We start from the raw sequence: 21,586 nt of genomic DNA on the forward strand, positions 1-21,586 counted from the left end.
TTTAAACTTTATTAGAACTCATATATTATATAATATTAATAATTATTGACAAGTAATTTTTCGTTAATTCATTTCGAGAATTGTTTAAGCTATATAAAATATAGTGAGAAAATTATATATGTATCAAGAATATGCTATTTAAGAATAGCAAGTGGATTAGATCGTTCTCCAGAAGGTCCAGGTTAAAACCGGATGTTGATGAAATATTGGAAAAATATTCTATTCAAAACAGCAAGGAATCTATAGAGAAGATTGTAAATTCACGAAAAAGAATATGGGTAGAAATAGGCTTTGGCAACGGTGAAAATATGCTTTACCAGGTGCTCAATGAACCTGATCTATTATTTATAGGATGTGAGCCCTACTTAAAGGGGGTTTCTCGCTTGCTAACAAACATAGAAATACAAAACATAAAAAACATTTTAATATGGACAGAAGATGCAAGAGAATTGATTGCAAATTTTCCTGACAACAGTGTTGAAAGATTCTTTATCCTCTTTCCAGATCCATGGCCAAAAAGAAGTCACAATAAAAGACGATTAATTAATAAGGAATTTTTAAATTTATTAGCAAAAAAAATACTTATAACAGGGGAAATATTCATTGCAACCGATCATCAGGACTATGCAGAGTGGATAGCATCACATATAAAGCAGTGTAACTCTTTAATCTATAGGGAAGACGATTTCACAAGTTATACTCTTACAAAATACCACAAAAGAGCGCTCAAAGATCAGCGTAAAGTAAGGTTCTTTAAAGTAAGTGTTATTAATAATTTGCAGACTATGGATCAATAGAGTTTTTGCATATCTCTTTTACGTTAACTATAGATTAAAAATAATAAAAAAAGAGGGAGAAATAGAGTAAATTCCTTTAACTATTTCTCCTTATGAAGAAATAGCAAATTTTTTAAGTTTCTCTTTAACCAACGGGCTCCCATGAAGAGAGGAGAGTAAAGATCTTTTTTCATAGATATCTTAACACTTTTTTCTTCTTTTGTAGTTGGCGGACGAGTAAGAAAGTGAACCTTTGGTGCACCACTAATTATTGCCATTGGTGTTTGCTCTGCCCCTTCTCCCATAACTAAAACAGCAGATGTTGCCAGTGCATCAAGAAGATTGACTTGTGTTACTTGCAGTGATTGATTATAAAGATCTGGCTTGCCTATATAGGAATAAAGTGGTTCAAATCCACACCAACCAAGAGCAACGCCCGTAACCCCACGACGCATAGGTGTTACATTACTATCTGTAATCAAAATACCAAGATGTTTTATGCAGTGTTTTGTCTTGAGATAGTTCCATATTGATAGAGCTGTTTTCTGAACATCTTTTGGATATAGAATATACACCTCATTACCATTTGATTCATCAATACCAGCAGATGGAATTAAGATATTATCTTTAATCGTTAAACAGATACTGTGAGCCATATCAACAATTGCATCAGCTTCTCTTTTGATTAGCTCTTCTTTAGAACAAGCAGTTTTGCAAACCACTTGTTTTTGACAAACGGAAATGATTTTTGATGTGATAGCAAGAACAACTTCCTCTCTTAGCAACTCTGAAACATAGCGATCAAGAACCTGCTCTAATACTTCTCCACATTCAATGCGGTGGGTATAAATTGCTTTAACATACATACTATTACATCAAAAAGTTTCTCATAAAAGCCCTCTTGCCTGTTGTTTCAGTTGGCATAATTTACAATTAAGAGACTTAATGAGCTTCACAATTTTTTCTTCCATCTTTATCACGTGTTAACCTACATATAGTATAATCTTTTGTTTTAGCAAGAGCGGTTTTATACCATCCATCAAGAAGTGTTAAGTTGAAATATACATCACCTTTATAAAGTCTGTGAATTTCTGTTATGATAAACTCTGAAATTAGATCATACTCCAAAAAAAGGTGCGCTATTTGTGCTCCACCAATCATGAAGATTTGAGGGTAACTCCAATTACCTTGGATTGACAAGAACTCTTGCATAGAAGAAACAATAGTGCATTCTATGCCTTTATTAAAACAAGGACTTAATTTGTTACGAGAAAAAACAATAGGCTTTAATATGTTTTGTGGTATTGTTTCAAATGTTTTTCTTCCCATAACAATAACTTGTTTGTCAGTCACCTGACGAAAATGATCTAACTCACTTGGATAATGCCAGGGCAATCCATTATTTATTCCAATCACCCCCTTGGGATCAACAGCCATAATTCCGATAATCTTCATTCCTGTAAAGCAGCTTGAGCTACAAAAAATCGCATGTGATCACGCACATTATGCACTCGAAGGAAATCAACCTTGTTGTGCAATGCAGATGATAAAGCAATTGTTTCTAAATCTCGGTTAAAGACAGGTTCTGTAGAAAAAGAAGAAATAAATGACTTTCTAGAATGACCAACCAGAACTTTGCAGCCAAAACTTCGCAATGCTTCTATATTGCGTAAAAGCCAGATATTCTGATATAGAGATTTTCCAAAACCAATACCAGGATCAATAATTATCGAGCTTTGATCAAAACCTAGGGTAAGTAACCTGCTAATGCTCTTCTCTGCCCAATTATTTATGATATCAATTGGGTCAGTGTCGTCTGGAATAATGTTGTCTCTATGTGGTGGTATTGAAAGTGAATGCATAATAACGATGCTGCAACCATTACTAGCAATTGCTTTTAAGGTATTATTATCTAGAGCTTCCTTCTGATTGTTTACCCAGGCAATGTTGTAGTGTTCCAAAACATTTAAAATAACGTCTGGCCAGAAGCTATCAATGCTGACTTTAATATCACCAACTTTCATATACTGATTGAGATTATCAAGTACTGGCTTTAGACGTGCATACTCTTCCTCTGGGATCTGCATTAAAGATCCAGGTCTTGTTGATTGAGCACCAAGTTCAACTATGCTTGCACCATCTGATAACAGCCGCAGTGCCTGCTTGGTTGCTTGATCTGAATCATAATAAAGACCACCATCTGAAAATGAATCGGGAGTAATATTGACAATACCTACAAGCTCTGGTGAAAGCGTAAAACTCCTTAAAAAGCAATCCTTAATGTTAGGGTTAACAGTACCAAACGTTTTGTTAATTACTGCCATGGGGCTCAGCATTGCCATCAAGTGAAGCAAAAATGGTCTGTTTATCAATTCTGGGTGAGGAATTCTAAGGTAGGGTGTATCGAGCGTTAGATCATCCCATAACAAAATATCCAAATCAATAACGCGAGGTGCCCACTTTTCATAGACCTGCGAACGGCCAATATCACACTCAATTTGTTTTAGACCTTTTAATAGCTCTTCGGGAGAAGAAGAACAACTTCCATAGACAATCATGTTGAGAAATGGCTTATCCCACTCAGGTGGAGCACCGTTTGGTAAAATGGCCTTAGTTTCTAGAATGATCGAAGACTTTAAATCTTTAAAATAGAGTTCCTTTAGTAACTGAGCAGCCCTTTGTAAATGGGAAAAGCGATTTCCTATATTTGAGCCAATAGAAATATAGATCATTAGTTATCTTCCTGTTCTTGTAATGTATTACAATAAGTAAAGAGAACACCTCCATGCACACCGGGAACGGGTGGTGCAACTTTGTGAGCAGTCACTCTTATGGAAGAAATAATATGTTTTTTTTGCACCAAAAGATTATTAATGGCTCTGTATATATCATGGGTTAAGTGCTCGATTAAATTGAATTGCTTGCTTTGAACGAGAGATTGAATACTCTGAACTACCTCCAAGTAGCATATAGTATCCTCAAGCCGGTCAGTTGTAAGTCCTAAAGGGGGGGATTTAAAGGTAAAATCAATATTAACACTAACTAATTGAGAATGAAACTTCTCTTCTGCACTACATCCTAAATGAACCCAAAGCCGCAGGTCAGATATAAGAAGATTACATTGCATTTTAATATCACTGAGTTTAATCTACTTACAATTAATGACACACACTAGCGTTCATCATCCCGTCAAGAAAACCCCACAAGAGTTTTGCTCCTTTTTTAGCGCCTTGCATGGCTTTCTCTTGCTCTTCTTCGCTTAAGTCTGCAATAAGATTTGCACATTCCTCAGAATGCCATTCATCAGCATGCATATGAACCGTAAAAAATTGAAGAGAACGCTCATCACTTATTGAATAGTGTTTTTTTAAACCTTCAATTTTAGACTTAGAAACCTCTGGAGTTTGACGTTCATAAGCATAAAGTGCACCCAAACCGGAAGCAAAGTCTGATCGTACAATATCAAAGTAACCATCAACTAACTCCTGTGTCTCTTTAATCTGTGCATCCTTATGGAGATCAGACCGTGTTACACCAAGCCCTTCAGCAAAACGTTTCCATAACTCTGGGTGATTTTCATCACCTTGTTCTTCTTCTATCAAATTACCAAGCAAAACCTGTCGCATTTTTAGATCTGGGCACAAAAAATGTATACCACTGATATAACGAGGAAACGCAGCAACGTGGTGATAATATTCTTTAGCATAGGTTTGTAAAGCTTGCAAGCTTAAGCTTCCTGTATTCCATGATTGGTAGAATGGATGATTTAGTAAGTGCAACTCATCTAACTTATTATTCAAAGATTTAGTAAATTCCATTATTTCCTCTATTATATCAACATATAATTCATATACTATAGTTTTCTCATTGTTACGATCATGCTAGGATCAACACAATGGTGGGATTGGTAGGACTCGAACCTACGACCAATTCGTTATGAGCGAACTGCTCTAACCGACTGAGCTACAATCCCTTTTATCAATATTTATAATACACACAAAAGCAAATTTGTCTATTAGCTTATTTCACTATCAACCCAACTTAGCAAATCATTTGTTGCACCAATTTTGCGTGCAATTTCCTTACCATCTTGAAATATGATTAAAGTGGGTATAGATTGTACTCCATACTTACTTGGCACTTCAGTCCCTTCATCTATGTCGAACTTGCAGATCTTAATCTTGCCTTTTCTGTCTTTAGCCAACTGTTCAATACGCGGCATTAGACTTTTACATGGCCCACACCATTCTGCCCAAAAGTCTATCAGAACAAACCCTTTATAGTCAGTGACTTCAGATTTGAAATTTTGATCATTTACTGATATAATGTCATCACTCATAAAATACCTAAACTTAGAACGATTGCTTGTAAAATATAGCGCATCAATCAACAGTTAATCAACTAAATTCTTCTGAAAAATTGCCCTAAAGTGTCTTGCACAAACAAAAAACTTCTCACAAATGGTTATATCTGATGATTAAAGATATCCACGTTTTCCCAACCCATTAAGTCTAACTCAATGCGAGTAGGAAGAAATTCAAAGCACTTTTGGGCCAATTCTTTTCTATTTTCACGTTCCAACATTAAATCTAGCTTTTCCTTTATCTTATGGAGATACAAAACATCAGATGCAGCATAATTTTTTTGTTTGTCTGTCAAATTTTCATTTCCCCAATCAGAAGATTGCTGTTGCTTATTTAATTTGGTATCAAGTAGTTCTAAGCACAGTTCTTTTAAGCTATGATTATCTGTGTAAGTGCGAACTAACCGTGAAGCTATTTTTGTGCAATAGCACGGAAGTGCCCAAGTTTCCAAGTAATAATGTATTATGCTCAGATCAAATCGCGCGAAGTGAAATATTTTAGTTATATTTTTATCCTCTAATATTTTTCTCAAATTTGGCGCTGTGTAATCGTTCTTGAGTTGAACTAAGTGAACGTTGCCATCATTAAAAGAGAGCTGCACAAGGCATAATCTATCTCTGCTATGAAGTAGCCCCATTGCCTCGGTATCAACAGCTATAGACCTTATATCATCTGGTATTGAACTAGCTGGCAAGTCGTCTTTATATAAAAATATTCCCATAAAATTAATACATTTTTTGGCACAATTGAAAACCTATGATAATCAAAAATGAGCCTTAAGTATACGAAAAGATCATAGAAGGAACCACGCAAATTTATGGGCTCTCACATTTTTCGTGTACACGGGGTTTACAAATCGCTGTATATGCCTATAATTAAGTAAATTTAGGTTAATTTAATTGCGGGAGTAGCTCAGTTGGTAGAGCGCAACCTTGCCAAGGTTGAGGTCGAGGGTTCGAACCCCTTCTCCCGCTCTTTACTTTCAAAATCATTTCGTCAAAAATCCCTTGACATATTTCGCCAGCGCCCTTATTATGACAATAAGGGTATTTATGACTCAAAACTTGTTTTTGACCTGCAGGCTCAATGACAAAATTCAGTAAAAAACTCAGGGTATTTATTGGCGGATTACATAAAATTATAGCGGCTGCATGTCTTTTTTATTTTTTCTACATTCAGCCAAATCGCGCTTATTTTAAGCGTTAGCACATTATTACAGCGCCACTTACAGTAATATAGAGTCAAAACTCGCTACTCGGGGCTTCTTTTGCCTTTTTTTTCGTTTGGTAAATTTCTTAATGTTTATAGCTCAAAGAGAGGTGTCATTCCAGCACTTGATGCTGGAATCCAGGAATTTTATCAAGTATAAAAGTTATGTTAAAATGCACTATTTATGGAAAACTAGATCCCAGTGTCTGGGCACTGGGATGACATCATAGGGGCGCTGGGATGACACCCTGACAATCTTCATCCTGCTACGTGTTAGCGGGATCTATGCTAAGAGATACCGCGGCGGTATGACGTAGGATTGCTGTCATCCCGCTGCTTGTTAGCGGATGAGATACCGTGACGGTATGACGGTTAAGTAATTCGTCATTCCGCTACGTGTTAGCGGGATCTAGAGATACCGTGACGGTATGACGTAGGGGTTGCCGAGAACTTGTCATTCCAGTGCTTGACACTGGCATCCAGTTTTCTTTATAATTTCCTTTGTGAAAGAACAAAAGTGCTTATTTGTAACCATAGCTAGCTTACCAAATGCTGGGAAGTCTACATTGATTAACAGCATCATAGGCAAGAAAATTGCAATTGTTACACCCAAAGTGCAAACAACAAGGACGCAAATAAGGGGTATTGCAACATGCAACAACACACAAATTGTCTTTACTGACTCCCCAGGAATTTTCTCAGCAGAAACAAAACTTGAAAAAGCTTTAGTCAAATCTGCATGGTCAGCAATCAAGGGTGATGACATCACTTTGTTACTTGTTGATGTAAGCAATTATTTGAAAAATATAGAAAGAATTAAGACTATATTTACGCGGCTGCAGCGCACAAAAGGCAGATGCATTTTGGTTATCAATAAAACTGATTTGGTAAAAAGGCCAGAACTCAAGATGGCGCATGAGCATCTGAATTTGCTTTATAAATTTGAAAAAGTTTTTACGATATCAGCATTAAAGAATGATGGACTTTCTGATTTGATGAATTACTTGTCTGAAGTTGCACCGGTGAGCCCTTGGTTTTATGAAGAAGATCAAATAACCGATTCCTCGACAAATTTTTTATCAGCAGAAATTACAAGAGAAAAATTATTCTTGAACTTGCGTGAAGAATTGCCATACTCTATAGCTGTTATAACTGAACAATTTGAGGAAAAAAAAGATAAGAGTTTAGTCATCAAACAGATTGTATTCGTGTTGAAAGATAGTCATAAAAAAATAGTGCTAGGGAAAGATGGCAGTAATATTAAAAAAATTAATATCGAAGCACGTGCTGAACTAGAAAAATTATTTGAGTGCAAGGTACACCTCTTTTTATTTGTGAAAGTGCGACCTTGGATCGACCGTCCTGAGGAGTATATAGGCAATGCTTAATTCTTTGTTAGTATTTGATATTGAAACTATACCGGACATAAATTCCTGCAAGAATTTGCTGGATATTGATGACAATAGCAGTGTGGAAGAGAAAAGGGATGCATTAACAAAATACCACTTGGAAATAACAAACGGGCAAAACTCTTTTCTGCGTCAGCCCTTCCACCAAATTGTAGTTATCAGTTTTTTACTTTGCAATATAAGCCACCAGAGCGGTTACGAGGTGTTCACACTGCAAGAAATAAGATCTGGAGGCACACTAAATTCCAGTGAAAAGGAGCTAGTGAAAGGATTTTTTAACTACATATCAGAGAAAAAGCCAAGATTAGTTTCGTTCAACGGACGCACTTTTGATATACCAGTACTGAAGTATCGTGCTATGGTCCATGGCATTCAAGCAGAATACTTTCATAAAGCTGGTGATAAGTGGAATAGTTACAATCAGAGATATAGTAGTGATTGGCATTGTGACTTACTTGAAACCCTCTCTGATTTTGGAGCCTCTGCAAGAGTAAAAATGAACGAAGTTTGTGCAGCGTTTAATCTTCCTGGTAAGATTGGAGTTGATGGGTCACAAGTTATGGGCTTATACGATAGCGGCAAGATACAAGAGATTCGAGATTATTGTGAAACAGATGTGATTAACACTTATTTGATTTACTTGAGGTTCATGCATCATCAGGGAAGGATTACTACTGAAAGCTACAACAAAAGCGTGGAAGAGCTGCTTTTAGAGTGCGAAAAAAAAGAACATCTAAAAAAATTTAAAGAGGAATGGTTGTGGTGGAAATTTTTATATTGAATTTAAATGAATAGATGTTATGGAGCAATCTAATAATTGCTCCATAATAGTAGCTATCCACCTATTGCTGGGAAACTTTCATGTGCTATCTGCTCAACTTCTGCTTGTTCAATCTGAGAAGAATTTTTATTTTTTACTTCTTCGAAAAAATTTGACCCACCAAAAATATAATTTACTGCATTGGCAGCGTAATATTGAGCATTACCTAAAACTGCAGAGTTAATTCGATTTAATATCCTAACAGGATAGTAAAAGAGAGATACGGTATTATTTGATCGAAAATCACTTTCATCCATCCTATAAACGGCCTCATGATAACCATCTATTCCATGCAAATAACTTACTAGACTAGAATATCTTTCTGGTGTCGATACTCTTAATTGTGCACCTACGTGAGCATAACCAAACGAACCAGGGCACAATGCTGGCACTGGATCTCGCTGATGGTGAGTGACCCTTATGGTTTTTTCCTGAAGAGCGTCATTATAAATTTCACTGGCAGTCAGGTCAAAAACCCTTGGATCAGCAAAAGTTGCAACATGAACATCTTCAGCGCCTTCTGTTTTGTTGAGGCATAAAGCAGCTATCTTAGCAATAGCTCCTCCCATACTGTGACCTGTGAGATTGATTTTAAAATCTTTGATTTCTGATCCTTGTTTTTCAGCATGAGATTTCAAAATGCCATAAAGATTAGGCCATGAATCTGTAAATGAATTATAAAAACCACGATGAATTCTTCCACCGTCAGGTAAAAGTTCTGAAGTAGTAAAAGATGCATTTAGATCAGTGATTGCATCATTTAAGCCACGAGTACCGTGGTAAGCTATTGTTATTTCTTTACCTTTTATGAAAACATACCCAGCATCTTCTTCGAAACTATTACCAAATGGAATGATTTTATAACCTTCGCTAAAAAGTTCAGCTCTAGTTTTATACATTTTTTTAAATTCAAAAATAATATCCTCAGAAGGATTAGTTTCTTTGTGCATTCTCCCATCTGCTTCAATAGCTATAAAATCTTCCTCACTTACATTTTTACAAGTTAATATATGATGTTTTTTTTCATCTAACTTATCGTCACTATCACCATAGCTTATTTTACAGAAATTACTCATTTCCAATAATTTCTCCTTATCAAACCCTGCAATTTCTGCGATACTTTCATCTATCTGGTAAGCAGAAGGTAAAGAATGTGGTTCATTTGGGTCGCGAGGGTTTATAAATTCGTAATCTTCAATAATCTCAAATGCATCGTCTTTTTCTATGTTGTCCCCTATTAAAGAAGAGTTTGATTGTTCAGCATTGTCTAACTTTGAGCTTACATCACCTACACTAGTATTTGTGGTAAACCAATTGCGTAAAAAACTAAAATCCATAACTACCTCAATCTACTATCAGCTAAACAATTTATTTAACTATAATGTAGATTGATATTATTGTCAATAGTATTTTCTATAATCTTTCTATTGCTAGAATAAAAAAATTTTACTTCCATAGAATAAATAGTAGAGTTATAATGCACCAGCAAGCAAAAAATATTAACCTTTGTGCTAAATTTTGGTTAATATAAACGTTAGGCATATTAAAAAAGTTGTTTTTAAGGTGTTGCACTTTACTTTTGTTTTCGCTATAAGATTGCTTTAAGTTGAATTTTCAACATTTTTATATATTTACATTTAAGACAATGATTTCGAAATTTTTTGGGGGCACTTCATGAAAAAATCTATTTATACTAGAACTGCTCTAGTTTCTTTATTAACTTTATGTTCTTTCAGCAGTTTTGCAGCTGACTTTCCTGATGAGAGTATGAAGGAAATAAAAAAGCAAGAGAGCACAAAAACTTCTGGAAAAACAGAAGTTATGAAAACATCAAATAAAAAACTGAAAGAAAAGATGGACAGAATATGTAATGCTGATCCAAGAAAAAAAGCTGAAGAGCTTAAGAAAAAAGAGGAGCTAAGATTAGCAGCCGAGCAGAAGAAAAAAGAGGAGATCAGGCTAGCAAATGAGAAAAAAGCAAAGCTTATAGAGGACTCAAAAGCGAAAGCTCTAAATGCTAAGAATTCTAATATAGAAAAAGGTAAAGTTTCAAAAACTAAGGCTTCTAAAACTAAGAATGCTAAAATTAAAGCTAAAGATGTAAAGAAGGATGTAAAAGTTGTTAACAAAAATACAGAGGAAAAAGGTAAGGCAAGTCCTGTTGTTTCAGTTGGTGGAGTTGATATTATCGACACCAACCAAGGAAAAGATGGCTTAAGAATAACTTTTGGTGGTGTTGTTGATGCTCAAAGCTATGGCAAAGCAGGGCCAAGTGGTGAAGGGTATAAACGTTACAACGTTATGCCAAACAGATCTATAGAGTATTATACTGCCCCTCAGGATAAGATACAAGGAGCAAATCCCGTATTCCCTAGTGGAATAGGAAATATTGGTGATTACAGCAACGATATGGGTATGACTGCTGATGCGATATTACACCTCAGAGCAGAAAATAAAAATGAAGATTTAGGTCTTCTTTATGGTGCTGACGTGCAATTTCACGTCCCAGTTACAGAAGGCAAAGGGGCTTCACAGGGTGTTTACGCTGCAAGGAGCAGGAGTGCACATGTATTTTTAAATTCAAAACATGGTGATCTAAAGCTTGGTTATCAATTTGGTCCTGAGGCTCTGATGAGACTTGATGCAACAAGAATTGCAACTGTTGACGGAGCTGCAGATAGTGACTGGTTCAGAAAAGTGAACTTAGAAGGAAGCGCTGCGAGCTTTCCATTTTATGTAACACCACGTCTTTACACTGAAAGTTTTTCGAGTGAAAGTGAAAAATTCTCTTTCCGCATGGCAGGGAAATACAACAAAGATGTTATGACTACACTGCCATTTAGAGTTGCTTACTACTCACCAAATTATATGGGCGCAAGATTTGGTATCAGCTACTCACCTCGTTATGATAGTAGCTTGTTTACTGTAAAAGAAACAGTTCCTTTCAAGGATAGTACAGATAATGATAAAATAAAACATAAGGAAGAGATAAAACATGTCGGTCCAGACTATGAGCACATAATAAGTGCTGGTGCATCATATGAATATGACTTTGATAAATATAAGGTGAAAGTTAAAACTTCTGCAGTTGGTGAGTATGGTCAAGCGAAAAAACCAAGTAAAGATAAGCATCTTTATAAGGAATTTGTAGAGTACAATGACCTTATGGGTGTTAATTTGGGTGTAAGCGCTGATTATAAGATTAATGAGGATCAAGGCATAAAATTTGCTGCCTCTTTTGCATATCTGGGCAAATCTGGTCAACCAAAAGGTATTGAAATACTGACAAAAGATGCTAATAATAAAATTGAAAAATATGAACTGCTTCCTGATGCTAACAAAAGAATGGAAGGGCTGAAAGCTCAATTTGGTGAAGATAGTATGGACACCATATATTGGACTGTAGGAGCTGGCTATCAATATGAGAATATCTACACAAGTTTAACATACTTTGGTAGCAGAATGAATGATGGAGATATGCTTCACGATGGCGCACTTGGCGTTCAATATGATCTATCTCCTGCATGCAGTAAGAGCAAATTTGTTCCTTACGCAGCTCTCCATTATTTTATGACTAACGAGAAACAAAACGCAAATCATAAGATTACAAAAGCAGGTAGTACCACAGAAGAGGCACCTTCTAACCAAGGAATTCTCCTTCTTACTGGTGTGAAGTTTTCTTTCTAACCAGCTAGTACACACCACAATTTAATGTGGTGTGTATCTTATTTGTTAGTGTTTATTTGTCAATCAAATAAACATATAGTGTCCTCTCTCCTGTCATCCCAGTGCATGACACTGGGATCTAAGTTATATGCAAAATTATTACGTTTACATACTTGCAAGCAAGAATAATCGAACTTTATATACAGGTATAACATCAAATCTGATTAAACGAATCTGGGAACATAAGAGTAAAGTTATTTCTGGCTTTACATCAAAATACAATGTACATAAATTAGTTCATTTTGAAGAATTTCAAGATATAAATTCAGCTCTTAATAGAGAAAGACTGTTAAAAAGTTGGAAAAGAAAATGGAAGACTGATTTGATCGAAAAAGAAAATCCAAATTGGGTAGATTTATATGATAACATAGTCAGGTAAAATTAGATCCCAGTGTCACGCACTGGGATGACACCCTATGGTTACTGGAATGACACCCTATGGTTACTGGGATGACACTCTATAGCTACTCAGATGACGGGAAAAGAACACACTGGCTTATCTACTAGCCGTATAGCTACTTTCAAATTCAATCAATTAAACAGGAGGCCCCTATGCAAACCACACTAAAAAATCATTTAGCTGGAGAATTACTTACCACCGCTACGTGCTGGAAATTAAAGCTCGCAGGTGGAGAAGTAATGGGATTCACTGACTATGATGAAGATTTAAATATTAATAATATACTCTATAAATCTTCAAGTGGATTTACAGCCAGTAGTATAATATTAAACAGCGATTTAAAAACTGATAATCTAGAAATTGAAGGGATATTAAATAGTGGTGATATTAAAGAAGAAGATGTTTTATCAGGAAAGTACGACTTTGCAAATATTGAAATATTTCTTGTGAATTATAAAGACTTGACCCAGGGAACAATGAATCTACATTCAGGAACTTTTGGTAAAGTGACATTAAGTAGTGGAAGATTTATTGTTGAAATTAGAGGGCTCTCAGCAAAGCTTGAGAGAAGCATAGCAGAATTATACTCTCCTGCATGCAGAGCACAATTTTGCGATGATAAATGCAAAGCCGATACTAAAAAATTTAGTAAAATAAGTACAATCACTAAAGTAATAGACGAAAGAAGATTTGAAGACACGAATTTAACTGAGAGTGATGAATATTATAAGCACGGAGTAGTGAAATTCTTTGGCTCAACAGCATTTGAAGGTATAGTAAAAGAATATAAAAATAAAGTAGTTACATTGTTTACTTCGCCTTCATACCAAATTTTTGCTGGAGATAAATATTCAATACTCGCAGGTTGCGATAAAACATTTCCAACTTGCAGAAGCAAGTTTAACAATACTGTAAATTTTCGTGGTGAACCCTATATACCAGGTTTTTATATTGTTTAGCAGCACAATTTTCAATATTATGAATATGCATGGAAAGGTGGCTGAGTGGTCTAAAGCACACGCTTGGAAAGCGTGCACATATGAAAATATGTCGGGGGTTCGAATCCCCCCTTTTCCGCATATTACTTCTAGAATAGTATAAAACCCGCTATGTCAGCCTCCTTTTACCCCACTTAGGTATGTACCAATATACCTAATTTTGTTACAACATTCCCAACAACATAAATTATTTTAGCTATGCTATCAATAGCATTGCTTTAAAAAGAGTGCCCATACTTTCAGTCAACCTTAAGAATTCACTAAAGATCCTATTCTTTTGTTCATCACTTGCACTTTTCATTAAAGCCTGGGTTCTTTCTTTTATGCCAAAAAGATATAAAAATTCTCTTTGAGTTAAAATCTCGCAATCTACGTGTTTTAATGAATCTTTTAATGCTTGAAAGTTCACAAGTGCAGTAATATCACTATTACCAACATTCTCAAGAAAATTAGCATACTTATGTTGTTTTATCGATTGCAAAGTGCTCTTATATGCGGGGTATACATAACCGTAATCTATAATCAAAGCAGCTCCTTTATGATTATATATCTTCTTCTCAAGTTTTTTTAATATTTCAACCCCAGTTGAACATATTTCCACCACTGCACCATCGAAACCCCCTGTCATGCAAGTAGCTGACACTGGAATCCATGATTCTTTTTTTCTGGATTCCAGTGTCACGCACTGGCATGACACCAAGAGACTGCCATCATCTTGTTTTGTCACCATATTTTCATACCACACCTCATCACGATATACAAACTGATCTATCGGAAGAGCGTCAAAGAACTCATTTGCTAAAAAAATGGTTGGTTGTTCTGGTAGGTTGTCAATATTTTTGTGCCAATTAACATCTAAGCCTTTTAATTTTTCCTTTTGTATCTTCCGTAAAGTAGGGCTTATTTCAACTAAGTGGATCAACATTGAATTAAAAAAGCTGCTGTATTTTTTAGTGACTCTTATTATATCGTGAATGAGTGTTCCTTTGCCTGGTCCAAGTTCAACTAGAGAAAATTTTGATGGCTTTCCTAATTTTTCCCATGTATGCATTATCCAAACTGCAATTACTTCACCAAATAATTGGCTGATCTCAGGTGCAGTAGTAAAATCACCATCCTTACCAAGTGGTAATCTACTCGTATAATAGCCGTATTTTTCATGGTACAAAACGGCATTCATGAAATCACTGATGGATATTGATCCTTGACTTTTGTCAATTAATTCGTGTATATAAGTGAGCATGTTATTAATAAATGTTTAACTATAGCGTGCCATAATATAAAATAGTAGAGTATTTATATATATAGTATAAACTTAAGTTTGTGAGTAATAGTGCTTCAGTTATGGACAACAAAAACACCGATTATGTTGCCCTTATACCTCAAGATGATAGTATTGAATACAAATTTGAAGAAGCTGTCAATTTTATAGAAAACAAGGTTATAAATGCTGATGGACTAACTTTAGCGGAAGTGTTTCAAGTGCTAGTTCAAATGCTAGATGGTGATCTAGAATTGGTAAAAAAAGTACTAGCATATGCTAATATTATGGCAAAGCATGGAATGAAGGTAGCAAAAGAGTCGCAATTAAGCAGAGCTGATGTTCGCCGAGCTTTGGAAGGTAAAGAAAGTGTTGTCAATAGACAAGATTTTATAAAGAAACCACCTCTTCCACCTGCTATAAAATCGACCAAAAAGAAAAGTAGAGGTCTTTAGATGGCTGAATCTATAAAAAAATTTACTGTACAATGTGACTTCAAAGGACAAAGTTCACCTTTTGCAATATATATAGGAAATCCAAAAAGTGATGCTCATCCAATTCATCATCAAGATTCCTGGCTTGTAAAAGAACGTGGAGGGAATATCCCTAATAAAGTAAAAGAAAGTCTACAAAAATTATATAAACTATCTCAAGAAAATGGAGTCTCTTTCTCAGAGTTATGTGCGTATGCCATTACTGTGGTTAGTAATAATGATAAAAAAAGTGACGACAAGCAGTGAGATAGTTTAATCCCTCAATATTTCATTTATAGAGGTTTTCGATCTCGTCTTTTCATCCACTTTTTTTACTATAACTGCACAATAGGTTGAAATGTTATTTTTAGATGGAATAGACCCTGGTACCACTACAGAATAAGGTGGCACTTCGCCATAAAATACCTCGCTAGTTTCTCTATCAATAATCTTTGTTGATGCTCCAATAAACACACCCATGCCAAGGACTGATCCTTCTCTCACTACCACACCCTCGGCTACCTCGCTACGTGCTCCAATAAAGCAATTATCTTCTATAATGACAGGTGAAGCTTGAATAGGCTCAAGGACTCCACCTATTCCCACTCCACCGGAAATATGGCAGTTTTTTCCTATTTGCGCACAGCTACCAATCGTTGACCAGGTATCTATCATTGTTCCTGAATCAACATATGCACCAACGTTGATAAAACTTGGCATTAGAACAACATTTGTACCTATATAAGCAGATCGGCGGACAAAACACCCAGGAACTGCTCTAATTTTTAACTGGCGAAATTTCTCCTCATTCCATTCACTAAATTTGTTACCGATCTTGTCAAACCAGCAATTGGTATTGTCTATTATTTTGTTTTCTTCAGTGAGAAAATGTAATAATATTGCCTGCTTTATCCACTTATGTACTACCCATTCTCCACTTGATAGCTTTTCTGCTACTCTAATTTTGCCACTATCAAGGAGCTCAATTACCTCTTTAATTGCTATTCTTGCTGTTTCCTTTAGGTTATAGTCATTAAATTTTTCTCTATTTTTCCAAATATTTTCTATCTCACTTTGTGTTTTTTTTAGTTGCAAACCTTCCATTTGTTATATATATTAATATTAAATTTATAGCTCTGTATCATTTGAGCTTGTTACCACTTTATATGTAAGTGCTATGAAAATACAATGTAATAGTTGTACTAAAACTTACTTAGTATCTTCTGAGCAAATTGGTGCATTTGGAAGAAAGGTAAAGTGTACGAACTGCAATCATATATGGCATGAACATCTAGAAGAAGCGTCAAACAAATCGCACTCTGCTAATATACAGGAAAAAAAAATTAGTGGAAGGAATTTTTTACAAAATCTAGCATTTACCACTCTAGCTTTTGCAACAGCTACAGGGTTATGCGTCGTAATTGCTAATGGCATCTTTCCTAGAGAGATGAACAAAGCATACAAAACGATCAGTTCATATAAGGATTCAATAAGCTATAAATTAGGGTACAAAAAAGAACAAACAGAAAATCCAAATGTAAAAAAACTTGTTGTAAATAAGTTTTATCAAGACTACCTTTTTTTATCTAATTTAAGATCTAGTTAAATAGGCATAAACCATCGCCGATATCGGTATCCAGTTCCTATAGCTACTCAGATGATGCAAATAGTATTAGGGTGACAGAGTCTTAAAAATAAGTTATTTTTCAGTAAAAAACAGCTCATGAGTATTAAAATTGCACCTTCTATACTTTCAGCAGACTTTGCAAAATTAGGAGAAGAAGTAAGAAAAATTAGCGATTTAGGTGTAGATTACATACACATAGACGTTATGGATGGGAATTTCGTTCCAAATATTACAATTGGTCCTAGCGTTGTCTCTGCAATACGTAAATATAGCAATCTTCCTTTTGATGTGCATTTAATGGTCAAATCTCCTGGTAACCACATTGAAAGCTTTATAAATGCTGGTGCTGATATTATCACTGTACATGCAGAAGCAGAGATACACCTTGAGAGGTTGATAAGAAAGATAAAGTCATACAAAAATGTAAACGACGCAAAAAAAACGATTCAAGCTGGAGTCTCAATTGTTCCTTCAACTTCCCCAAGTGTGCTTGAATACATAATACATGAGCTAGATATTGTGCTGATTATGACAGTCAACCCTGGCTTTGGAGGGCAGGAATTTATTCATTCACAGTTGAACAAGATATCTACTATAAAAAAAATGATACAGGAGCGTAATCTTAAAACACAAATTTCAGTAGATGGTGGAATTAACTTTTCTAACGCAACTGATATAATAAAAGCAGGTGCTGATATTTTAGTTGCGGGATCGGCGATATTCAAGGCTGAAGATATTAAGAAGGCCGTAAATGATCTTAAAAATCCATCGTGGTAATCCTATATAGCTAGTGCAGCCCTACGTCATACCGCGATTCATTCGCGGTATCTCAGCCGCTAACACGTAGCGGAATGTTGGCAAACCTAAGATCTTTAGCTAGTTAACACAAATTATTTCTATTATCTACCAATTTGAAAAAGTCTCTGGTCCAAGTAGTCAAGCTACTTGGATGACAAGAAGTAACGCAAGAAGTTTACTTTTAATAAAAGCCTGATGATGAATCATTATTACCAAATTTCGGCTTATTTCTGTTGCTGAAACCAGAACGAGGACGAGAAGGCTTCTTATGGTAACTTCCTCCAGGTTTTCTATTAAATGAATTATTGTAATAATTATCCCTGTCATTTGGACCATCTTTCCTTTCCTCGTTGTAAAGCTCACCTTCAAAAAACTCTCCCGTCTCTTGATCAACTCGACGTCTTGACAACTTTGGACATCCACCTTTTTCGAAGTCAATTACTAGTGCTTTGAAAGTATCATCTTGTTTAAGTATGCTCTCTATAGAATCTATGTGTTCATTAGCTACTTCACTTATGTGCATTTTTCCTTTTCTGCCATTAAGAAATTCAAGCTCTACAATAGACTTCTCTATTTTTACAACTTTGACATCAACTATAGAACCTTGTTCTAGTTCTGTTATTGAATCAATCATCATACTCTTTGCAATTTCAGCTTCAGTGCCACTCGTGGCAAAAACAGAAACTTTACCATCATCTCCTATTTCAATTTTTGCATTACTTCTTTCACACACACTGCGTATATTTTTTCCTTTAGCACCAATAGCTGCAGAAATTTTGTCTTTATCTATGTAAAATGATAACATCCTTGGTGCATGGTCTTTGACGTCATCACTGTGTTCTGAAATCACTGCATTCATTTTTTCTAAAATATGTAATCTTCCAGCTTTTGCCTGTTCTAAAGATTTTTCAACAATTTCAAAGCTTATACCAGAAATTTTCATATCCATTTGTAGTGCCGTAACCCCTTCACTAGTTCCTGCTACTTTAAAGTCCATATCACCAAGATAATCTTCATCACCCAATATATCGGAAAGTATCACATACTCGTCTTTATCTTTAATAAGGCCCATAGCAACTCCAGCAACAGGGGCCTTTATTGGCACACCCGTATCCATTAAAGCAAGAGAAGTCCCACAAACTGTTGCCATAGAAGAAGAACCATCAGACTCCAAAATTTCGGATACTACTCTTATTGTATAAGGAAATTCAGATTTATCGGGTAAAACAGGATGAATTGCTTTCCAAGCAAGTTTGCCATGACCGATTTCTCTTCTTCCTGGTGCACGTGCAGCAGAAGTTTCTCCAACAGCAAATGAGGGAAAGTTATAATGCAACATGAAATGCTCACGTCTATCCCCTTCAATATCATCCACAATTTGCTCATCTTGAGTAGTACCAAGAGCAGTAACAACCAATGCCTGAGTGTTGCCTCTTGTAAACAGCGCAGAACCGTGAGTTCTGGACAGAATATCAACTTCAACTTCTATCTGACGTATCTCATCATGCTTACGACCGTCTATCCTTACACCTTTCTTCCTAATTATTTCACGTACTAAAGATCTTTCAAAGTTTTTTACTGCATACGTAATTAACTTTTCATCTTTTCCAGTCTCTTTAAGAGTATTCAATATATTCTCTCTGACCGCTTCTAGAGCTTGAACTCGCTCTTGTTTTACTGTTTGCGAATATGCTTTTTCAAAATCTTTACCGTATTTTTCGAGCTCTTGTGTTATATCTGATGTATCAACAGGAGCAAAGCTTTCAGGCTTATTGCCAACTGTATCAGCAAACTCTTTTATGAGCTTAATGACAGGTTTAAGGTGTTCATGGCCAAATTTTATTGCATTAAAAACATTTTCTTCAGAGAGCTCTTTCACTTCTGACTCAACCATTAAAATCGAATTTTCATCACCAGACAAAAACAGATCCAAGCTGCTTGCTTTCATCTCTTGAACAGAAGGGTTGAGTATATAGTTATTATTTTCATCACAACCAACTATCACTCCAGCTATAGTAAAGTGAAAAGGAACACCAGAAACCGCAAGAGCTGCAACAGCACCAATCAATGCTGGCACTTCAGGAGGATTGACTGTATCATAAGTTAATAGATTACACACCACACTAATTTCATCATGAAATCCTTCTGGAAAGAGTGGCCTTACACTCCTATCTATTACTCTTGAGATTAAAGTTTCTCTATCAGATGGCTTGCCTTCTCTTTTAAAAAAACCGCCAGGGATCTTACCCATGGCATAGCTTTTTGCGATAAACTGCACATTTAAAGGTAGGAAATCAACGCTTTCTTCCTTCTTTTTACGTACAACAGTTACTAAAACAGAAGTATCACCGTAATTTACAACTACTGAACCATGAGCTTGGCGTGCTATTTTTCCTGTTTCTAAAGATAAGGCACGACCACCCCACTCTATAGATTTTTTTATAATTTTAAACATATTAAATTCCTCGATTATTTTCTAATGCCTAACTTCTCTATTAATTCCTGATAGGCTTCATTACCAAATTTACGCTTTATATAATTTAAGTGCTTGCGTCTTCTACCTATCAATATAAGTAAACCACGCTTAGAGTGATGGTCATGCTTGTGCACTTTAAAATGCTCAGTTAAGTTACCGATCCTCTCGGTCAAAATTGCACATTGTACAAAAGATGAACCTGTATCATCCTCTTTAATCGCATATATATTTATCAAACTCTTTTTCTTTTCGGATGTTATCGACATCTAAACCTCATTTTAAATATTAAAAACACGAATAGGTTTCACACAACCATAAATAAAACTGCAGATTGCAATAGGTACACTACCCACTATCGTACAACAAATATCATAATTCTTTAAATTACGCAAGTTATTTAATACAACTTCCTGACCTTTTCTGATTTTCTCCGCATCTTCTGGGGAAATTTCAATTTTGAACATCGATTTTAAAGCCGATTCAATGGGAATGATGAAACTTTTTGCATTACTCCCTGTACCTTCTATTACTCCAGTATCACCTTTTGTTATCGGAGAGTAAGTTATTGTGTTTCTTTCAGCGAGCTGTTCAATTGTCACTGATTCGTTTTCTCTAAAGTCACCTACCATAGTTCTTCTTAATTTCGTAATGTGTCCAAAACAATTTAATGGAATGCCAAGATCCCGAGCAATTGATCTCACATATACACCACTACCGCACATCATAGAAAAATTTGCACTATTATTTATGGTGTCCACAGATATCAATTTCAGCTCATGTATTTTGACTTGTCGGGGTTTTATATTTACCTTTTGCCCACTTCTTGCCAATTTATACGCCCTTGCTCCTTTAATTTTTATTGCTGAAAATTGAGGAGGAGTCTGCTTGATCTCACCAATAAAATTTTTAATTGCACAATTTATTTGATTATATTCGGGTTTTATATCGCTAGTTCTAATGATATCACCACCCAAATCATCCGTTGTTCTTTGTTCGCCCCATTTTATTGTAAAATCGTATGCCTTTAAGTCACAAGATAAATACGGTATAGTTTTTGTTGCCTCGCCAAGAGCAATTGGCAACACACCTGAAGCTAAAGGATCAAGTGTTCCCAGATGACCAGCTTTCTTAATTCCAAAGATCTTTTTAACTTGGGTTACAGCTTGTGCAGAACTAATTCCTATTGGTTTATCGAGATTCAGCCAGCCGTGTATCATATGTGAATTATATACAGCTGATGACAGTTTAG

The 21,586-nt window shown here is 35.5% G+C and carries 24 protein-coding genes and 3 tRNA genes; 13 read left to right on the forward strand and 14 right to left on the reverse strand.

Features of this window, described 5'->3' with window-relative positions:
- Positions 1-131: 131 nt before the first annotated feature.
- Positions 132-797 carry a tRNA (guanosine(46)-N7)-methyltransferase TrmB gene (gene trmB, locus OOK84_RS04665; RefSeq protein ID WP_264731247.1) on the forward strand — a complete coding sequence of 222 codons (666 nt, stop codon included), beginning with the start codon at positions 132-134 and terminating at the stop codon, positions 795-797.
- A gap of 80 nt (positions 798-877) precedes the next feature.
- On the opposite strand, the gene OOK84_RS04670 is transcribed toward trmB, so the two are convergent.
- The 8 genes from OOK84_RS04670 to OOK84_RS04705 all read right to left on the reverse strand — a co-directional run bounded on the left by OOK84_RS04670 (position 878) and on the right by OOK84_RS04705 (position 5,861).
- Positions 878-1,642, reverse strand: coding sequence for a putative folate metabolism gamma-glutamate ligase (locus tag OOK84_RS04670; RefSeq protein WP_264731249.1), 765 nt, complete (start codon positions 1,640-1,642; stop codon positions 878-880).
- Between the two features lie 76 nt (positions 1,643-1,718).
- A complete protein-coding gene (locus OOK84_RS04675; protein ID WP_264731251.1) occupies positions 1,719-2,231 on the reverse strand; it encodes a dihydrofolate reductase in 513 nt (170 codons plus the stop codon).
- The gene (gene folP / locus OOK84_RS04680; RefSeq protein WP_264731253.1) at positions 2,228-3,508 is read right to left on the reverse strand and encodes a dihydropteroate synthase; all 1,281 of its coding nucleotides are present in this window, start codon (positions 3,506-3,508) and stop codon (positions 2,228-2,230) included. Before folP ends, OOK84_RS04675 begins: the two co-directional genes overlap by 4 nt.
- A complete protein-coding gene (locus OOK84_RS04685; RefSeq protein ID WP_264731255.1) occupies positions 3,508-3,903 on the reverse strand; it encodes a dihydroneopterin aldolase in 396 nt (131 codons plus the stop codon). Before OOK84_RS04685 ends, folP begins: the two co-directional genes overlap by 1 nt.
- Before the next feature lie 31 nt (positions 3,904-3,934).
- The gene (locus tag OOK84_RS04690; RefSeq protein WP_253309584.1) at positions 3,935-4,594 is read right to left on the reverse strand and encodes a CADD family putative folate metabolism protein; all 660 of its coding nucleotides are present in this window, start codon (positions 4,592-4,594) and stop codon (positions 3,935-3,937) included.
- A 78-nt stretch (positions 4,595-4,672) separates the two neighbouring features.
- Positions 4,673-4,749: transfer RNA gene (locus OOK84_RS04695), tRNA-Ile, on the reverse strand.
- Between the two features lie 42 nt (positions 4,750-4,791).
- Positions 4,792-5,115, reverse strand: a complete 324-nt coding sequence (gene trxA, locus OOK84_RS04700; protein ID WP_253309585.1) for a thioredoxin — start codon at positions 5,113-5,115, stop codon at positions 4,792-4,794.
- A 125-nt stretch (positions 5,116-5,240) separates the two neighbouring features.
- On the reverse strand, positions 5,241-5,861 hold the full coding sequence (locus OOK84_RS04705; protein WP_264731256.1) for a ribonuclease D: 621 nt from the start codon (positions 5,859-5,861) through the stop codon (positions 5,241-5,243).
- Positions 5,862-6,041: 180 nt separating this feature from the next.
- Between OOK84_RS04705 and OOK84_RS04710 the strand changes: the two genes are divergently transcribed.
- The 4 genes from OOK84_RS04710 to OOK84_RS04725 all read left to right on the forward strand — a co-directional run bounded on the left by OOK84_RS04710 (position 6,042) and on the right by OOK84_RS04725 (position 8,539).
- Positions 6,042-6,114, forward strand: a tRNA-Gly gene (locus OOK84_RS04710).
- Positions 6,115-6,438: 324 nt separating this feature from the next.
- Positions 6,439-6,579: a hypothetical protein gene (locus tag OOK84_RS04715; protein ID WP_264731258.1), complete on the forward strand. Its 141-nt coding sequence runs from the start codon at positions 6,439-6,441 to the stop codon at positions 6,577-6,579.
- Between the two features lie 273 nt (positions 6,580-6,852).
- A complete protein-coding gene (era, locus tag OOK84_RS04720; protein WP_264731260.1) occupies positions 6,853-7,737 on the forward strand; it encodes a GTPase Era in 885 nt (294 codons plus the stop codon).
- Positions 7,730-8,539: a 3'-5' exonuclease gene (locus OOK84_RS04725; RefSeq protein WP_406719025.1), complete on the forward strand. Its 810-nt coding sequence runs from the start codon at positions 7,730-7,732 to the stop codon at positions 8,537-8,539. Before era ends, OOK84_RS04725 begins: the two co-directional genes overlap by 8 nt.
- Before the next feature lie 53 nt (positions 8,540-8,592).
- On the opposite strand, the gene OOK84_RS04730 is transcribed toward OOK84_RS04725, so the two are convergent.
- A complete protein-coding gene (locus OOK84_RS04730) occupies positions 8,593-9,915 on the reverse strand; it encodes a lipase family protein (protein WP_264731262.1) in 1,323 nt (440 codons plus the stop codon).
- A 337-nt stretch (positions 9,916-10,252) separates the two neighbouring features.
- On the opposite strand from OOK84_RS04730, the gene OOK84_RS04735 reads away from it, so the two are divergent.
- From OOK84_RS04735 to OOK84_RS04750, 4 genes are all read left to right on the forward strand, one after another.
- Positions 10,253-12,265, forward strand: coding sequence for a WD0745 family porin (locus OOK84_RS04735; RefSeq protein ID WP_264731265.1), 2,013 nt, complete (start codon positions 10,253-10,255; stop codon positions 12,263-12,265).
- Positions 12,266-12,392: 127 nt separating this feature from the next.
- Positions 12,393-12,683 (forward strand): GIY-YIG nuclease family protein, encoded by a 291-nt coding sequence (locus tag OOK84_RS04740; protein WP_253309591.1) that lies wholly within the window; start codon positions 12,393-12,395, stop codon positions 12,681-12,683.
- A 173-nt stretch (positions 12,684-12,856) separates the two neighbouring features.
- Positions 12,857-13,663, forward strand: coding sequence for a DUF2163 domain-containing protein (locus tag OOK84_RS04745; RefSeq protein WP_264731267.1), 807 nt, complete (start codon positions 12,857-12,859; stop codon positions 13,661-13,663).
- Between the two features lie 31 nt (positions 13,664-13,694).
- A tRNA-Ser gene (locus OOK84_RS04750) sits at positions 13,695-13,781 on the forward strand.
- Positions 13,782-13,898: 117 nt separating this feature from the next.
- Here the strand turns inward: OOK84_RS04750 and OOK84_RS04755 are convergent.
- Positions 13,899-14,945, reverse strand: a complete 1,047-nt coding sequence (locus OOK84_RS04755; RefSeq protein WP_264731269.1) for a class I SAM-dependent methyltransferase — start codon at positions 14,943-14,945, stop codon at positions 13,899-13,901.
- A gap of 101 nt (positions 14,946-15,046) precedes the next feature.
- On the opposite strand from OOK84_RS04755, the gene OOK84_RS04760 reads away from it, so the two are divergent.
- Together OOK84_RS04760 and OOK84_RS04765 are read left to right on the forward strand one after the other, a co-directional pair.
- Positions 15,047-15,418, forward strand: a complete 372-nt coding sequence (locus tag OOK84_RS04760) for a hypothetical protein (protein ID WP_406719226.1) — start codon at positions 15,047-15,049, stop codon at positions 15,416-15,418.
- Positions 15,419-15,703 carry a DUF2610 domain-containing protein gene (locus OOK84_RS04765; RefSeq protein ID WP_007549418.1) on the forward strand — a complete coding sequence of 95 codons (285 nt, stop codon included), beginning with the start codon at positions 15,419-15,421 and terminating at the stop codon, positions 15,701-15,703. It abuts the gene before it with no gap.
- A gap of 6 nt (positions 15,704-15,709) precedes the next feature.
- On the opposite strand, the gene dapD is transcribed toward OOK84_RS04765, so the two are convergent.
- The gene (gene dapD / locus OOK84_RS04770; protein ID WP_264731273.1) at positions 15,710-16,540 is read right to left on the reverse strand and encodes a 2,3,4,5-tetrahydropyridine-2,6-dicarboxylate N-succinyltransferase; all 831 of its coding nucleotides are present in this window, start codon (positions 16,538-16,540) and stop codon (positions 15,710-15,712) included.
- A gap of 73 nt (positions 16,541-16,613) precedes the next feature.
- On the opposite strand from dapD, the gene OOK84_RS04775 reads away from it, so the two are divergent.
- Together OOK84_RS04775 and rpe are read left to right on the forward strand one after the other, a co-directional pair.
- A complete protein-coding gene (locus OOK84_RS04775) occupies positions 16,614-17,042 on the forward strand; it encodes a zinc-ribbon domain-containing protein (RefSeq protein ID WP_264731275.1) in 429 nt (142 codons plus the stop codon).
- Positions 17,043-17,159: 117 nt separating this feature from the next.
- Positions 17,160-17,840, forward strand: a complete 681-nt coding sequence (rpe, locus tag OOK84_RS04780; RefSeq protein ID WP_253309921.1) for a ribulose-phosphate 3-epimerase — start codon at positions 17,160-17,162, stop codon at positions 17,838-17,840.
- A 202-nt stretch (positions 17,841-18,042) separates the two neighbouring features.
- Here the strand turns inward: rpe and pnp are convergent, their stop codons facing one another.
- Genes pnp through truB form a run of 3 tightly spaced genes read right to left on the reverse strand, consistent with a single transcriptional unit; the run spans position 18,043 to position 21,551 of the window.
- Positions 18,043-20,316, reverse strand: a complete 2,274-nt coding sequence (pnp, locus tag OOK84_RS04785) for a polyribonucleotide nucleotidyltransferase (protein WP_264731278.1) — start codon at positions 20,314-20,316, stop codon at positions 18,043-18,045.
- A gap of 14 nt (positions 20,317-20,330) precedes the next feature.
- On the reverse strand, positions 20,331-20,603 hold the full coding sequence (gene rpsO / locus OOK84_RS04790; protein ID WP_264731279.1) for a 30S ribosomal protein S15: 273 nt from the start codon (positions 20,601-20,603) through the stop codon (positions 20,331-20,333).
- 12 nt (positions 20,604-20,615) lie between these two features.
- Positions 20,616-21,551 carry a tRNA pseudouridine(55) synthase TruB gene (gene truB / locus OOK84_RS04795; protein ID WP_264732573.1) on the reverse strand — a complete coding sequence of 312 codons (936 nt, stop codon included), beginning with the start codon at positions 21,549-21,551 and terminating at the stop codon, positions 20,616-20,618.
- Positions 21,552-21,586 lie beyond the last annotated feature (35 nt).

This window comes from Wolbachia endosymbiont (group A) of Sphaerophoria taeniata (genome assembly GCF_947250735.1).
In the GTDB taxonomy this organism is placed as follows: domain Bacteria; phylum Pseudomonadota; class Alphaproteobacteria; order Rickettsiales; family Anaplasmataceae; genus Wolbachia.